Annotated in this window: 16 protein-coding genes; 10 read left to right on the top strand and 6 right to left on the bottom strand. The window is 53.4% G+C overall.

The window, feature by feature from the left end; genetic code table 11:
• The 5 genes from ACTNBU_RS07470 to ACTNBU_RS07490 all read right to left on the bottom strand — a co-directional run.
• A partial coding sequence (locus ACTNBU_RS07470; RefSeq protein ID WP_441032275.1) for a hypothetical protein occupies positions 1–732 on the bottom strand: 732 nt, incomplete at its 3' end.
• Positions 733–960: 228 nt separating this feature from the next.
• Positions 961–2979 carry a hypothetical protein gene (locus ACTNBU_RS07475; RefSeq protein WP_441032278.1) on the bottom strand — a complete coding sequence of 673 codons (2019 nt, stop codon included), beginning with the start codon at positions 2977–2979 and terminating at the stop codon, positions 961–963.
• A gap of 31 nt (positions 2980–3010) precedes the next feature.
• Positions 3011–4126, bottom strand: coding sequence for a zinc-ribbon domain-containing protein (locus ACTNBU_RS07480; protein ID WP_441032280.1), 1116 nt, complete (start codon positions 4124–4126; stop codon positions 3011–3013).
• A 329-nt stretch (positions 4127–4455) separates the two neighbouring features.
• Positions 4456–5211, bottom strand: a complete 756-nt coding sequence (locus ACTNBU_RS07485) for a tyrosine-type recombinase/integrase (protein ID WP_441032283.1) — start codon at positions 5209–5211, stop codon at positions 4456–4458.
• Positions 5212–5584: 373 nt separating this feature from the next.
• Positions 5585–6430, bottom strand: coding sequence for a tyrosine-type recombinase/integrase (locus ACTNBU_RS07490; RefSeq protein WP_441032359.1), 846 nt, complete (start codon positions 6428–6430; stop codon positions 5585–5587).
• A gap of 320 nt (positions 6431–6750) precedes the next feature.
• Between ACTNBU_RS07490 and ACTNBU_RS07495 the strand changes: the two genes are divergently transcribed.
• From ACTNBU_RS07495 to ACTNBU_RS07535, 9 genes are all read left to right on the top strand, one after another.
• Positions 6751–7863: an amidoligase family protein gene (locus ACTNBU_RS07495; RefSeq protein WP_441032286.1), complete on the top strand. Its 1113-nt coding sequence runs from the start codon at positions 6751–6753 to the stop codon at positions 7861–7863.
• Positions 7863–8795, top strand: coding sequence for a class II glutamine amidotransferase (locus tag ACTNBU_RS07500; protein WP_441032288.1), 933 nt, complete (start codon positions 7863–7865; stop codon positions 8793–8795). The genes ACTNBU_RS07495 and ACTNBU_RS07500 overlap by 1 nt, the downstream gene beginning before the upstream one ends.
• On the top strand, positions 8795–9070 hold the full coding sequence (locus tag ACTNBU_RS07505) for a hypothetical protein (RefSeq protein WP_441032290.1): 276 nt from the start codon (positions 8795–8797) through the stop codon (positions 9068–9070). Before ACTNBU_RS07500 ends, ACTNBU_RS07505 begins: the two co-directional genes overlap by 1 nt.
• Positions 9071–9082: 12 nt before the next feature.
• Positions 9083–9451, top strand: coding sequence for a DUF3846 domain-containing protein (locus ACTNBU_RS07510; protein ID WP_441032292.1), 369 nt, complete (start codon positions 9083–9085; stop codon positions 9449–9451).
• Positions 9452–9830: 379 nt separating this feature from the next.
• Complete coding sequence (locus ACTNBU_RS07515) at positions 9831–10124, top strand: type II toxin-antitoxin system RelB/DinJ family antitoxin (RefSeq protein ID WP_441032295.1); 294 nt, start codon at positions 9831–9833, stop codon at positions 10122–10124.
• Positions 10117–10422 carry a type II toxin-antitoxin system RelE/ParE family toxin gene (locus ACTNBU_RS07520; protein WP_441032298.1) on the top strand — a complete coding sequence of 102 codons (306 nt, stop codon included), beginning with the start codon at positions 10117–10119 and terminating at the stop codon, positions 10420–10422. Before ACTNBU_RS07515 ends, ACTNBU_RS07520 begins: the two co-directional genes overlap by 8 nt.
• A 53-nt stretch (positions 10423–10475) precedes the next feature.
• Complete coding sequence (locus ACTNBU_RS07525) at positions 10476–11036, top strand: recombinase family protein (protein WP_441032301.1); 561 nt, start codon at positions 10476–10478, stop codon at positions 11034–11036.
• Positions 11037–11543: 507 nt separating this feature from the next.
• The gene (locus ACTNBU_RS07530; RefSeq protein WP_441032304.1) at positions 11544–11813 is read left to right on the top strand and encodes a plasmid mobilization protein; all 270 of its coding nucleotides are present in this window, start codon (positions 11544–11546) and stop codon (positions 11811–11813) included.
• Between the two features lies 1 nt (position 11814).
• A complete protein-coding gene (locus ACTNBU_RS07535) occupies positions 11815–12366 on the top strand; it encodes a relaxase/mobilization nuclease domain-containing protein (protein ID WP_441032307.1) in 552 nt (183 codons plus the stop codon).
• A 53-nt stretch (positions 12367–12419) separates the two neighbouring features.
• Here the strand turns inward: ACTNBU_RS07535 and ACTNBU_RS07540 are convergent, their stop codons facing one another.
• On the bottom strand, positions 12420–12608 hold the full coding sequence (locus tag ACTNBU_RS07540) for a helix-turn-helix domain-containing protein (RefSeq protein WP_441032310.1): 189 nt from the start codon (positions 12606–12608) through the stop codon (positions 12420–12422).
• 246 nt (positions 12609–12854) lie between these two features.
• Between ACTNBU_RS07540 and ACTNBU_RS07545 the strand changes: the two genes are divergently transcribed.
• Positions 12855–14678 (top strand): hypothetical protein, encoded by a 1824-nt coding sequence (locus ACTNBU_RS07545; protein WP_441032312.1) that lies wholly within the window; start codon positions 12855–12857, stop codon positions 14676–14678.
• Positions 14679–14689 lie beyond the last annotated feature (11 nt).

Consider the following 14689-nt stretch of genomic DNA (forward strand, 5'->3'; position numbering starts at 1 on the left):
GCCGGTGTTCACATAGGTAGCATCGGCATCAACCTTGATGGTCGTTCTGCTGACTTCGTTCGTAGCGACATTCTCGTAGAAGACAACCGTTACGTCCTTCGTAGCAGGAGCAGTCTTCTTCACGGAAACGTAGACATAGCCGTCACGGATAGGCAGATCGCCAGTCTCACCAGCAAACTCATAGCCCTCGGGCAGAGTCATGGCGCCGGTGTTCACATAGGTAGCATCGGCATCAACCTTGATGGTCGTTCTGCTGACTTCGTTCGTAGCGACATTCTCGTAGAAGACAACCGTTACGTCCTTCGTAGCAGGAGCGGGAATTTTCTCGAAATAATAGACCAACGATGCGCCACTGGAACTCAACAAAATTGAATTCCCCGGCTGCTTCTTTCCACTGCTATTAGCGGCAACAGAAACATACGCCAACTTCCAACCCTCAGCAATCTCAAACAGTTCATTTTCTTTAGGAATTGTATAGGATTGATTATTAGTGTTCTTTTCTGGGGAAATCTGCTTATACCACTTGTTTCTGTAAGTTGGCCCCGATTTAATAGCAGTTCCTTCTTGCCCATAGGTAGTTGTCGTTCCATACACAGTAACAACAGAACCGGTCGGCTTTATGTCAGTCCAGCCTTTGGGCAAGTTCGCTGCCAGCGCCGTTGTCGGCAGAATCGACAGCAGCATAATAAGCGTTAAGGCTACGCTCATTACGCGTTTTGTGATTTGCTTCATGTTTGTTTTTTCCTCCTTGTATAAATGTATCTATATAAACACAGATTGCTCTGCGAGTGATTTCCGGCCCCGTCAGGGCGGAGGAATCATACCAAAAAACTCGAGTCGGTTTTTAAGGCGCTTTCTCCCGCTGATACACGGCGTGTATCAGCGGGAGGCGCATCACATTGCGTCATGCAGAAAACCTTCTGATCTTCTGGAGAATTCGGTTTTACCGAGAAACGTTTATTAGTTGACGGCGGTGGTAATAGAAACCGTGACATTTGTGCAGTGGCCAAAAGTAGCGGTTCCATCTGTGAGCCCCTCAGTTGTCAAAGAAAGGATCGTGCGTCCGCCTGCAATAATGTTCTGGATCGCGCTGTTGAGCTGCTGGCTGTAGTTCAGTGTCTCACCAGCTGTACCCTGATAGGCCTGATGCCCAACTGATACGCCATCAACGATGATCTCGACATTGATCGGGTCCACAACGACATATTCGACGTAAACTTCTTCCGTTCCGGCGGAAAACAGAGTGCTCAAGTCCCGGCCCTTTACATCCTTTGAAATGGAATACTCCTGACCGTTGAGCTGAATGGTGACGCTGGAAAACGGCTGATTGGAAATATCCCAGTCATTTGCACGGTATTCACCGTTTTTAAAGGTAAGCTTCGGACACTTGTTCCACTGGGGATAAGGATGATTCAGCACAACGGTGGCATTATCGATGACGCTGTTATCCATCATCCGCTTCAGAGTCACATGGATGCGGTTGCGCAGGTTCACGCCGAGAGAAAGGCTTCCCGTGACTGGTTCCTGCGTTCCCTTGGTTGCAGTAGCAGTAAAGGTCAACTTTGTGTAAGCTGCGGTGATCTGTTTCACCCGATAGGTAAACGTAGCTGTCTTGCCATCCTCGCTGACCTGTTTTTCGCCGACCTGCTCGAAAGGCTCACCTTTCATTGCAACAGCATTAAGATCGATATTGGCGGCCGTGTTAGCAGTCACAGTCACAGTGAATTCGTTATTTAAGAACAGCAGGGAGCCTTCACGAATGGAGCTCTTCAGGGTGACGTCAGTCAGCTTTTCCTCCCACTGGGCGGTATAGGTGACATTCCCTGTGACGGTATCGGCAATCTCGGGGGTCCAGCCAAGGAACACATAGCCATCACGGGAAGGAACTGCGGGAACTCCTTCAATCTGAAATGCGGGAGTAGGATCGCCGCTCTTGACGGTATAAGACTGGTCAGCGAAAACTGTCTCGTCGTCCACACCGTCGGTGTAGGTCACGGTGTACTCAGTCACAGGAGCTGTATGCGTAATGTCGATATAGACCGGCGCGTCACTGGCGAGATAGTACCATTTGCTGCCGTCGCTATACCATTTGACAGTCTGCGTTGCAGGCTCTTCTTCGGCCAGATAGTGGGTTCCCCAATCACCGCTGCATTCGTGATTGTACGCATCAAGATAGGCCTGCGCATTGATAGTCATCTCACACATCCAGGGATACTTGGCTGCGGGCGCTTTCGTGCTGCTTCCATCGTTCGCAACAACATCCCCCAGCGAATAGCCGCCCTCGACCTCCGTAACATAATCAAACCAGGCGTGGTGGTCATAATTATTGCACCAGAGATAGACCGCTCCCTCAGAGGAACTCGTTGAATTTACATAATTTCGGAAGTTCTTAAGATCACTTGTCGTGGGCTTCTCGGGCTTGGCAATTTCTTCATCGGAAACAGTAACGTTGAAAGTCACGGTCTTCTGATGCCAATTTCGGCCGCCACTAATCCCAGTAAGGCCAAAGTTATAGAAGAAGGTCAGCGTAACTTTCGTGGTTCCGGCTTTTGCTCCGCGATACTCAAATGCCAAACACGGATAACTTTTACCGTTGCTGACCAGTCCCCACTGCAGAGAGAACGAGCAGTTGTCAATGACGCCGGGATTGGAAAGCACTACACTTTTTTCTTTTGGGACACCATAATTTACAGGGGTATAAACATAGCCATTGTATGAGTAAACGGGCAATACTTTGTCCTGGCCCGACTCATTCAGCTTCTTTTCTACCGCCCCATCATATTGGGGAGCATCAACTACATAAGCCGAGGGTGTTCCCTGCTCGAGTAAAACTCTATTCAGCTTGGTGGTTCCCAAAGTCACAGACGGTTGCTGAACTGTGTTAGATTGCCCATCATCTGCCAGTGCCATTGCTGGCAGCATCGTAAATGCGATTGCAGCGGAAAGCAGAAACGACAAAATCTTCTTCATGTGTTTCATATACATCCACTCCTTATTAAAATAATGAATCTCACAGCTGATTTTGACGATGGACGGTCTTCTGATCTACCATCATCTCCACATGGTGGTACAGGTGACTCCTCTTGACTTTTCCCGCGCACACAGGACAGCCGCATTTCTGCGGCCCCGTCCGGGAATAGACCACTGCTTTCCATACATGGCCCTCGGGGCACTGCCACCAGACTTTTCGGTGGCTCCCCAAAGTCACCATTTCCGGCGTCAGCGTTCCATTCAGCGTGGGGTGCCACTGCGCAGCTATTTTGGGTTCCAGTGTGGCAAGATCATTGAAGCCGTGCAGGACTTTCTTGCCTGTGCAGTATGGGCAGCAGCTGCCGTGCATCGTGCGGGAACTCACTGTCGCCGCATAGACATGCCCCAGTTCACACCGCCACCACACCTTTTGGTTAGAGCAAGACGATATGGATTCCGGGAGCAGGATCCCGTTCTTTTCCCTGTACCATTGGGCAGCAATCTCCGGAAAGCGGCTGGCAAGATCGTTCTCACCGGCAACAACGCTTCTACCCGCGCACACAGGACAGCCAGCCCCCGCGGCCCTGGAGGAGATCGCCGCCTGCCACTCATGGCCGTACTCGCACCGCCACCACACCTTTCGTCGAGAGCCGGACATCACATCCTGAGGCGTCAGTTTGCCGTTTTTTGTTGGATGCCATTGGCAGATCAGCTCCGGATGGGCGGATGCCAGATCGTTTTCACCGGGCGAAAGAGCCCGGTTGGCACAATAAGGACAGGTGCTTCCCACTGTGCGGGTCACGACCATGGCACGCCATTCATGTCCTTTCTCACAGACCCACCAGACTGCTTTATGGCTGCCGGTAACCACCTGATCCGGCGTTAGTTTTCCGTTTTTCGTCGGATGCCACTGTGCGGCCAGATCCGGCCTTTCAGACGCCAGATCATTTCCGCCAGGCCAGACCTTCAGTCCTGCGCAATAAGGGCATCCTGTCCCGCTGCCTGTGCGGGTGTACATCGCCGCCTGCCACTCATGGCCCTTCGGACAACTCCACCAGATTTTCCGCCTGCTGCCGTAAGTAACGCTGTCCGGCGTCAGTGGACTGTTTTTCGTGGGATGCCACTCGTTTAGCAAGTCCTCTTTTCCGTTTTCCATGCAGTAATCACGGAACGTCCTCCGCAACTCCATCACCTCCCGTCAGTGCCGCGGTCAGTAAGGCTCTTGTCTGCTTTGTTATGGTGCCCGACTGTTGAATCTCCGTATGATATGTCGAAATGCCCTTTTCATCCGAATTCCCTGAACTCAGGGGGGCAATCCTCTCCGGCGTACACGACAGCTGATTTCTCCACGTACCGGCCATGCAGCACAAATCAAATAGACAGAAGCATCCGGACCGCACTGCCATCAGGTCCGACCGAGATGCTTTCTATCCTGGAAGCCTCGCCCTTGCGATCCCGTTTTTTTGCTTTGAAAGGCGTATCTTGCTACTTCCATCCGATGGTAAGCTGTTCCTTTTCCAGCAGGCGGTCATAGGCCTGCTCCACCAGCAGGACAACATTCTCCTGGATGCTGGCCTGTGTGGTCTGATACAGCTTTCTGAGACACCTGGGCGTGGCTTTGTCGCAGGGAACCTGTGCATCCCGGCACAGCCGCTGGATCATAGCCGTGACGCTGGTGCGTCTGATGGGCTTCCCCATCTTTGTCACAAATACAGGTCCGGATGTAAGCCCTTTCCTGTGTATGTAGTCCAGCAGTTCCTCCTGTAGGCAGCCCGGGATATGCAGAATCGCGGAAGAAATCCGAATTTTTCCATCCTGTACAGCCTGTACGGTCAGCTGGGGAAGATCGCAAAGCGCCAAGCCCATGGAGCCGAGCACCTTGATCAGCAAGTACACCTGTTCTTTCTCCAGGAGCTTCGCCGTGGACAGCAGGCGCAGATATTCGTTCCGGGTCAGTTCCGGCTGGATAGTGGGGTCGCATTTCAGCGGTCTTTCCGTCTGAAGCTCCCGGTGCCCGCAGTAAATGATCAAGCCATTGGCGGCAGCGGTAGAGACATTGACCGAACTGGGGGCATAGCCCGCATCCAGCAGATCGTCCTGCCACTGGGTCAGCGTGCCGGGCCGGATGCGTTTGTCTTCAGGCAGATATTGATAAAGCTGGGTCAGCTTCATCCGGTAGGTGTTCAGCGTATTCGGCGTGCAGCCGGTCTCCTGCAAGGTCTCCAGATACTCCTCGATCAACTCCGGAGTCAGCAGGACGCTGTCGTCTTATCGGGCCCAGCGGAAGTCCTCCGGAGCTTTTGCCGCTGCTGCACAGTCCCTCACAGATCTGGCCCTCTTTATCCCGGAATTGACATTCTGTCGCAATGGCCACACATAGCTATACGAGATAGCTACATCGTTCATGTGTAACATTACCATATTTTCCATTTGAATTCAAGACCCTTTGCGTTTTTTAACGCAATAATTTCAGCCGCAAAAAGGAAATTTTTTGCAGCTGAGTTTTTGCAGCTTTTTATCCATTCATTGGATGATAAGCTGCTCATTTTTTTGCCATTTTTAAGGTTTCATCACATCATCGCATCTTAAAAATATGCGGAATGTCGATTCTGTCCTACGAGACCAGGCCCAGACGGTCAAGCTGCCGCCGGTGCTCTGTTCCGGAGGTCAGGAGGTAAATGCGAGTCGTCTCAATGGAAGAATGCCCCAGTACATCTGCCAGTTTTACGACATCTCTGCAGGTATGGTAAAAAGTCGTGGCAAATAAATGCCGCAGATTGTGGGGAAATACTTTTGCAGGATCCACATGTGCATATTTGCAGAGCCGCTTCATCTCCGCCCAGATTTGGCGGCGGCTCAATGGTTTTCCGTTTCTGGTGAGGAACAGCTCACCGGAAACGATTTTTTGTTTTGCGGCATATTTGCGCAGCTTCCGGCATAGCCGCGATGGCAGAATAATGGTTCTGATCTTTCCTTTCAGAGCAATTTCCGTCTGGCCCTGTCTGGCCGCCTCAACCGTGATATACCGGACCTCGGACACACGGATACCGGTGGCACAAATAGTCTCCATGAGCAGGGCCAGCCGCTCCTGCCCCCTGCCCCGCGCCGCGGCAATCAGCGCGTCATAGTCGCTTCGTGTCAGTTCGCGGGAAGAATCCCGGAACATCCTCCGCTGTACTTTGAGGAACCGCGTCCGGCAGTCATCCCAGCCCAGGAAATGAAACAAGCCGTTCAGCGCGGCCAGGGCCGCGTTGATGGAGGACGGTGCGTAATGCCGGGAAAGCAGGTCCTCCTTCCATTCGGCAACAGCCTCCCGGGTGACGGCCTTGCCATCCAGGCAGGCGGCAAAAGCCCAGATATCCCGCAGGTACTTCTCGATGGTACCCGGCGCCCGTTCCTCGTGCCGGAGCCAATGGTCATACGCCTGAATCTTTTCCGAAGTCAATCTGTGTTCTTCCATGTCCAATATCTCCTATCAATGAAGTCATGCTGTATTGTTATATATTATAGTATTGCCGCTTTTTCATGCTCCGCCTGAGAATCTCAGGATCGGGAAGCGTATTCCCGCAGATGCGTCCGCTTTAGTCATCCCAGCAGGCGAATGACCATAAATTGGGGCTCAGGATGCGTTTTCCCAAGGGCGGTTTTATAATACCAAAATTTATGTTATATCAGGAACAGCGCTCAATTTCGTAAATTCATGGTAAATTGACGATATATTATCCTCTTGAATGACCCTGGGCATACCAGGGTCTAAACCAAAATCAGGAGGATACTACTATGGAAGAACACACCTTTACCTGCTGTCACTGTGGGCACCCCCATTCTCTGAGTGAGCGCATCCTGGTGGACGATGATGAGCTCTGCGAAGCCTGTGCCGATGAGGAAACCGTGATCTGCGCTCACTGCGGCGAGCGCATCTACCGGGACGACAACGCCGGTGACGACAACATGCCTCTCTGCCAGTCCTGCTATGACCGGCACTACACCAGCTGCGAACACTGCGGCCGGATCATCCATCAGTACGATGCCTACTATGAGGATGGCGACGAGGATACTCCGCTCTGCTATGACTGCCACACCCGCGTAAGCCGTGAGAAGGCCATCCACGATTACTACTACAAGCCCGTCCCGATCTTTCGCGGCGATGGCCCTCGGTACTTCGGCGTGGAACTGGAGATCGATGCCGGCGGCGAGGATGATGAAAGCGCGCAGCAGGTCATGGAGATTGCCAACGGAAACGGCGTGGAAAACCTGTACTGCAAGCATGACGGCTCTCTGGACGACGGCTTCGAGCTGGTAACCCATCCCATGACGCTGGACTATCACATGAAGAAAATGCCTTGGGCAAGAATCCTCCAGGAGGCCGTCTCCCTGGGATACACCAGCCATCAGGCCGGGACCTGCGGACTCCACGTGCATGTGAACCGCAACGCATTCGGTGACACGGAGGAGGCACAGGACGCAGTCATCGCCCGGATCCTGTACTTCTTTGAGAAGAACTGGGAGGAGCTTTTGAAGTTCAGCCGCCGGACGCAGCGTCAGCTGGAACATTGGGCGGCCCGCTACGGCTACAAGGAGCAGCCGAAAGAGCTGCTGGACCACGCCAAGAAGGGCGGACATGGCGGACGCTACAGCTGCGTCAATCTGCAAAACGCGGATACCATCGAGTTCCGTATTTTCAGGGGCACTCTCAAATACAATACCCTCATCGCCACATTGCAGCTTCTGGACAGGATCTGCGATGTGGCTCTTTTCATGTCCGATGATGAGCTGAAGGCCATGTCGTGGACTACCTTTGCCGCCGGATGTACCCAGCCGGAACTGGTACGGTATCTGAAGGAGCGGCGGCTGTATGTCAACGAGCCGGTGGAAAGTGAGGAGGAAGTCTGATGTGCTGCCTGTTTGGACTGATGGACTGCCGTGGGTACTTCGGTGCCAAGAAGAAGTCCCATATTCTCTCCGTATTGGCATCGGAGTGTGAGGAACGCGGGACGGACGCCACCGGGATCGCGTATTGTACCAACGGCCACCTGAGCATCTACAAACGGCCTGCTGCGGCCCACAAGCTCCGCTTCCGCATTCCGGGCGACAGCCGTGTCATCATGGGCCATACCCGTATGGCCACCCAGGGGAACGCCGTCAGGAACAGAAATAACCATCCATTTTCTGGAAATATGAAAGACGGCAAATTCGCGCTGGCCCACAACGGTATTCTGTATAATGACCGGCTTCTCCGGTGTAGCAATGGCTTGCCGAAGACGAAAATCGAGACCGACAGCTACATCGCCGTCCAACTCATCGAGCAGAAAAAAGCCCTCGACTTCTCCAGCCTCAAGTACATGGCGGAGCAGGTCGAGGGCACGTTTGCGTTTACCGTACTGGATGAACATGAGAATCTCTATTTCGTGAAGGGTGACAATCCGCTGTGTTTGTATCACTATCCCCGCCATGGAGTGTACATCTACGCCTCTACAGAGGCCATCCTGACAAGGGCACTGAACCGTCTGCGCCTGCCGCTGGGCAAGCCGGAGCGCATCGCATTGGAGTGCGGAGATATTCTGAAAATCACAGCATCCGGGCAGCAGGCCATGTCCGCCTTTGACGCATCCAACCTGATCCTGCCGTGGGGCTATTGGCCCTTGTGGCCGGACAGTCGGAAGAACACCGGCAAAAAGCAAACCACGGAGAAAGAGTACCTGGACGAACTGAAATCCGTGGCCTGCTGCTATGGCTATTCACCGGACGCGGTAGACCGTATGCTGGCGTCCGGCTTTACCACCGATGAGGTGGAAGAGTTTCTGTATGATGGAGGGATGTACTGATGAGTGCCAATGAGATCGACGCCAAGGTAAAGGAGCTGCGGGAACTGCGGAATCTGGAGGCCGAGGTACGGACAGCCATTGCGGATGTGGAGGAGTCCCTGAAGGCCGCCATGCTGCTGAAGAACACGGATGTCCTCAACGGACTGGAGTGCAAGGTCATGTGGAAGACCGTTGTCAGCAGCCGGTTCGACAGCACGGCGTTCAAGCTGACCCATGCAGATCTGTTCCGACAGTACAGCAAGTCCGTCACCAGCAGACGTCTGGTAATCGCGTAGGAGGGAGAGCTTATGAAAATAATCGTTGTCGAGCCGCAGAAAAAGCCTGTCGTACAGGAGATCGATGCTGGGCTGGAAGCCATGCAGAAAATCGTGGGTGGAAGCATTGAGGCGGTCTATCCGTTTGACGATCCGGTAGCCCTGATCTGCAACGCGGAGGGCAAGCTGCTGGGCCTGCCTCAGAACCGTACCCTGCGGGATGACGCGGGGGAAGTCTATGACATCATCTCCGGCACGTTCTTCCTCTGCGCCGCGCCGCCGGACAGCGACCGGTTTAAGGGCCTGGATGACCAGCAGGTGAAAACCTATTTGGAGCACTTTGCTATGCCGGAGATGTTTCTCAACGTAGGCGGGGATCTGTTCGTCCTGCCCTGCCTGTAAGTTGTCCCGCTGAGGTGTACCTTATTGGGACATACAAAAATAGTCCCATTAGGGTCGGTTTCCGCATTTTGGCATGTGCCATCTGCGTCGGTGACCCTAATGGGACTTTCCTCTTGCTCATCTGCTTCATTTTGCAAGCATTTCATAGGCCTCGCGGTTCTGCTGGATCAGGCGCTCAGAAATGCGCATCACATCTTCATCTTCAGCCGCCTGCATCTCCTCTGCCTACCTGAATCCAATTACCAGAAGAATGATAAAGGCGAAGATCAGATACATCTACATTGGCGCCCTTGATGGGACACCAAGACCCGGAATATTTTCCGTATTGACAGTGCACATATAACGCAGTACAATTAAGTGCATGAAGGAGTGATTTCTGATGCCGGGCAATACCAATATGAGCATTCGGGTCGATTCTGAATTGAAGCATCAGGCGGAACAGATCCTGTCCCAATTCGGGATGAACATGACTGGGGCGGTCAATATGTTCTTACAGCAAATCGTCCGGGAACGGGCCGTTCCGCTGTCGCTCTCCCTGGACTCCAGCCGCGCTGTCTATGCGGATCTGCTGGCCGCCCAGACTGACCGGGCGCAGGGCTATACCGGGCGGGAGTCTGAAGAGGTTCTGGCCGATATGCGGGACCTGATCGAGAAAGCCGGGCAGAATGGCTAAGTACAGGATCGTCTTCGCAAGACGGGTGGAGCAAATGATACTGCGCCATACGGAATTCCTTTCGCGGGTCAGTATTCCTGCCGCAAAGGCGTTTTACAAGGAATTTGAGGATGTCCTGCGGCGTATGAAAGAGAATCCGTATCAGTTCCCGCAGGAGGATGACCTGAATCTCCCCGAGGGGCAATACCGGAAAGCGCTGTTTGCAAAACGCTATAAGGCACTCTTTATGGTGGACGGAGAGACGATTTATCTGGATGCCGTTGTAGACTGCCGAATGGACAATCAAAAGAGTTTTTAAGGAAAGAAGCTGTTGGATGACACTCCAACAGCTTCTTTTTCTGCTTGAAGGAGATGATGAAAACGAAGATCGGATATATCCGCGTCAGCACCCAGGAACAGAATACCATCCGTCAGGAGGCCCTGATGGAAGCCTTGGGCGTGGACGAAGTCTACATCGACCGTATGAGCGGTAAAAATACCAACCGCCCGGAGTTGCAGAAGATGATGGAATACGTCCGCAAGGGCGATACCGTCATCGTGGAGTCCATCAGCCGGTTCGCTAGGAACACCCGAGATCTGCTGGAGCTGGTGGAGCGGCTGACAGTAAAGGGCGTGGAGTTCGTCAGCAAAAAGGAGGCAATTGATACCACCACGCCCACCGGAAAATTCATGCTGACGGTGTTCGGCGCCGTGGCGGAGCTGGAACGGGAGTACATTTTGCAGCGCCAGCGGGAGGGCATCGCCATTGCGAAAGCCAATGGTGTTTACCGGGGCCGGAAGCCCGTCCAGCGGCCCGGGTTTGATCAGGTAGTCGCTCTGTGGCGGAGCGGAGAACTCACCGCCGCAGAGGCTATGCGGCGGCTGGACATGAAGTCCAGTACATTTTATCGGAGAGTGAAAGAGGTGGTTTGAATGGGCTGGACAGTTGCGGGGTTTGTCACGACATTGACGGTTCTCCTGGTGGTGGATCACGTCATGGAGAACGCGTAAGTCTGAAGGGAGGAAAAATCAAATGCCCGGATTCTTTTTGCTGGCAGGAACTGCCTTGAGTAACTTCGCAGAGGGCTGCCTTCTCGGCGTGTCGGTCTATCTGGCTGTGCGATCATAGGAGACGGTCAAACGGCAGGAATGGGCAGGAGTGCTCCTGTCCGTCTCTCCTGTGTCGCCAGTGGATTTCTTTTAGGGGGATTCCCTCTTAATAAATTCTGTTTCTGCTGAAAACTCCAATCTCTGATGACCTCTCAGCGCCTTTCAGAAACTCTGAGAGTAAAGAATGATTTCAAATGAACATGACAGTAACGGGGAACCCAAAGGGGAAGTGACGTCATCGTCCTTCCCCTTGCGACACCCGTATAAGGGTATAGAGGGCATACGTGAGTGTGCCGTCACCCGAGATCAACTGAAAGGAATGCTGAAATCATGAAGGAATCCAAAATTACAGTAAGACCTACACCGGAAGAATATGAAGCGATCCGAAAGAGAGCGGAAGCGGCCAATATGAGTGTGAACCGGTATCTTATCGAATCCGCTCTGCGTCCTGTACCCGGAAATGACCGGAAGCTCAGCCTCCTGATGGGGCAGCTGTGCAGATTGGAGAATACTGTGCAGGAGACCGGGAACCTGGACGCCTTGCAGCAAAAGGTCAGGGACTGGCGGCGGGCGACCATAGCGATCATGGGAGGCTGCTGATATGGCGTTGATGAAGTTTATTACGGAGAATGCGCCCAACAGCCCGTATGATGAGAAGTACAAAGATGATGACGCGCTCTGGGACGTCATCGGCTATATCTGTAATCCGGAAAAGACCGGCGGTTGCGTTGGCGGCTGGGCGGTAGACCCCTGCCACGCCGCATATGAGATGGAGCTGCTGGCGAAGCTGTTCCATAACAATCAGGGGGTCCGCCTCCGGCATTGGACCATTGCATTTGCGGAGTATGAGCTGTGCGGATTGGAACGCCGGCATCACTGTGACTGCATAACAGCGCTATATCACATGGGCGCGCAGCTTTCAGCATACTACAAGGACCAATATCAAATTATATATGCCGTCCACGGCGGTGAGCATCCGCATCTGCATTTTGTCATGAATACGGTCTCCTATGTGGACGGAAAGAAGTTTTCCGGAAGCAAGGCGGACTATTATCAATATGAAAAATACGCAAAAAGGGTTGCACATGATTATGGCTTGACGCTTTATACGGTGAAAGACCACGCGGCGACGAAATACTACCACTCGTATTAAACTACAGTAAAAAGCGAAATGCTGTGGCCGGTTCAGGCCACAGCATTTCTGCGTCAGTCTTCCAGTCCGCTGTTCCGGCGGATAAACAGGATGACAGAGTCTTTCGGTATCCGCCAGACGCGTCCGTTGCGGAAGGCTTTCAGCTGCCCGCTGGCCAGCAGCGGGTAAATGGCCCCGCGGCCGATCCGCAGCAGCTCACATGCCTCCGGGACTGTCAGCAGATCTTCGGCTTGTTCAAACATATGGCTCAAACCTCCTGAGATAATTTAAGCATTACATAGATGTTTGAACGGAAGAGATGTAATAAGGACATTGATGATTTTATCATACCATATCCATGCTTCTGGCCTCATGTTCTCTGCGGGCAGATTTCTTTTTGAAATTGTGCCCGCCAGTCGAAAGAATGTCAGTGGAAAACAAGGTATACTTTTCGCAGACGGAGTAAGCGAAACAACAGTCTTCGTCAAAGATCGGAGGAGGTCGAAAGAATGGATTATCGTGGACAGCCTGTGCAGGGAGGATACCCCAACGGGCCATATGTACCCCAATCAGCACCGCCGCAGGTAATAACGGTTCCATACTGTGCAGATGCACAGACAATCAGCCGGTTCCAGAGTGAGATCGACGGGCTGCGATTTCGGTTAGAGCAGAAGACAATGAAGGAATACGCCTTAAAGCAGGCATGTCAGTTACAGGGTGCGGCCTACTGGACAACGCTCCGCAGTGGAAAGCTGGAAAAATTCACGGACTTTGTCTTCGAGAAGGTCCGTTATCTGTACTTTGATGACTGCTTTTCACAGGAACCGCTCATTGAAGTGAAGATCAGCGGAAAGGACCCTGTCCTGCTGCGGGAAAAAGAGTTTCTGAACAACCAGGCATTTTTCAATCAGCTTCAGGTGCTGTCCGGCGGCAGGATCATTCCCTTCGGATCTGTGTCCCAGGTTGCCACCCTTCTGCGCAGTATTGCCAGTCAGAAGATGGAACGGGTTCTTGTCCCCTTCTATTCTGGATGGCAAAAGGGAGACGGTCAGTGGAGGTTTCAACTCTTCCGGTCGTTCCGGACCTGTGCAGGAGAAGCGCTCCCCGTTCCGACACTCATGGCGCTGCCCGAGATTCAGCCTGCGGCCGCAAAAGTCGCGGCTGAACAGCTGAACGAGGACTTTGAGGGAATCGGCCGTCCGGAACTGCGGATGACGCTGCTGCTCTGGATACATGCGGCTTTTCTGGCAACGCCTATCGAAGAAATCTGCGGCGACTGCTTCCAATACGGTCTCCATATTACCATACCGGATGCCGCGGCGCAGGACTACCTGGAGAAACTGGCCTGTTTCGGTGACGACGGTGTGCTTTCGATGGAGGCAAACGAAGCTGCTTTTGCCGCGGAGCTGGCATCCCGCAAGGACCGTCCCCTGCTCATCCGCGAAGGCTGCGGGAGCGGCGCCGCATTAAAAAATTTGAAGGTCCTGCGGACGGCGCTTCGGACCGGCCGGATCAAATCCGCGGGAAAGCATCGTGAGCGCGGATTGGTCCCGATCCATACGCTGATGATCATTCTGGGCGATGAGCGGTCTCTGCTGAGTACCCAACCGGAAGTACTGCCCGTTCAGACAGCGCGTACAGACTTCTGTCAGAAGGCGTGCCTTGCTTTTCTGGACAGAGGGACTTTCCGGATGGAGTACTGGGCTGCCTTCGCCGCGTATGCGGCAAGGGAGATGCAGAAACTGGAACGACTGCTCCGGAAAGGACTTCGTTTTGCCAGGGTCACTGCCGGTGAGCATGATCTGCCTGCGGCTTCCGGGAAGCTGCTGGGGGTTCTGCTGGGCGTGAAAGATTTCTATCAGGGATTCCTGAACAGCGTGGGATGCGCCCCTTTGGATGAGGGCGACTGGCTGAACGAGTTTCTCCGGACGTTGGAGGAAAACAGCGATCAGGCAGAGACGTTGGACGGGCTCGCGGAGATCTTCATTGAGATCGGCAGACAAATGATCCGTGACGGCAGATTGGTCCGGTGTCCATATGGACGCTGCGGGGCCGGAGAAGATCCACAGGGGACCGTCTTCTACGGGCAGGAATCCATTGCCCTGGATCGCAGTGCCTTTCATCAGATCTGTCAGGAGGCGCGATGCAATCCCGCCGCAGTGAAACGGGATCTGCGGGAGAAGGGTTATCTGAAAGGCAAGGCGGTCAATGCCCAATCCTATATGACCCGTATGCTCGGATACAACGTGTATGGCCAGCCGCAGACCATCCGTGTCTATCAGTTTGATCGCAGCCGGTTTGAAAAGCTGGGCGAACCGCCGCTGTTTTCGTGAGGAGGAGAGAA

Source organism: Dysosmobacter sp. HCP28S3_G4 (genome assembly GCF_052065175.1).
GTDB lineage: Bacteria > Bacillota > Clostridia > Oscillospirales > Oscillospiraceae > Oscillibacter.

Excerpts from the sequence above, each read along its gene's own strand:
- ACTNBU_RS07505 (WP_441032290.1), top strand. The coding sequence starts at position 8,795 with ATGAGTGCCAATGAGATCGACGCCAAGGTAAAGGAGCTGCGGGAACTG.
- ACTNBU_RS07525 (WP_441032301.1), top strand. The coding sequence starts at position 10,476 with ATGATGAAAACGAAGATCGGATATATCCGCGTCAGCACCCAGGAACAG.
- ACTNBU_RS07530 (WP_441032304.1), top strand. The coding sequence starts at position 11,544 with ATGAAGGAATCCAAAATTACAGTAAGACCTACACCGGAAGAATATGAA.
- ACTNBU_RS07490 (WP_441032359.1), bottom strand. The coding sequence starts at position 6,430 with ATGGAAGAACACAGATTGACTTCGGAAAAGATTCAGGCGTATGACCAT.
- ACTNBU_RS07545 (WP_441032312.1), top strand. The coding sequence starts at position 12,855 with ATGGATTATCGTGGACAGCCTGTGCAGGGAGGATACCCCAACGGGCCA.
- ACTNBU_RS07500 (WP_441032288.1), top strand. The coding sequence starts at position 7,863 with ATGTGCTGCCTGTTTGGACTGATGGACTGCCGTGGGTACTTCGGTGCC.
- ACTNBU_RS07540 (WP_441032310.1), bottom strand. The coding sequence starts at position 12,608 with ATGTTTGAACAAGCCGAAGATCTGCTGACAGTCCCGGAGGCATGTGAG.
- ACTNBU_RS07475 (WP_441032278.1), bottom strand. The coding sequence starts at position 2,979 with ATGAAACACATGAAGAAGATTTTGTCGTTTCTGCTTTCCGCTGCAATC.
- ACTNBU_RS07495 (WP_441032286.1), top strand. The coding sequence starts at position 6,751 with ATGGAAGAACACACCTTTACCTGCTGTCACTGTGGGCACCCCCATTCT.
- ACTNBU_RS07480 (WP_441032280.1), bottom strand. The coding sequence starts at position 4,126 with ATGGAAAACGGAAAAGAGGACTTGCTAAACGAGTGGCATCCCACGAAA.
- ACTNBU_RS07520 (WP_441032298.1), top strand. The coding sequence starts at position 10,117 with ATGGCTAAGTACAGGATCGTCTTCGCAAGACGGGTGGAGCAAATGATA.
- ACTNBU_RS07535 (WP_441032307.1), top strand. The coding sequence starts at position 11,815 with ATGGCGTTGATGAAGTTTATTACGGAGAATGCGCCCAACAGCCCGTAT.
- ACTNBU_RS07510 (WP_441032292.1), top strand. The coding sequence starts at position 9,083 with ATGAAAATAATCGTTGTCGAGCCGCAGAAAAAGCCTGTCGTACAGGAG.
- ACTNBU_RS07515 (WP_441032295.1), top strand. The coding sequence starts at position 9,831 with ATGCCGGGCAATACCAATATGAGCATTCGGGTCGATTCTGAATTGAAG.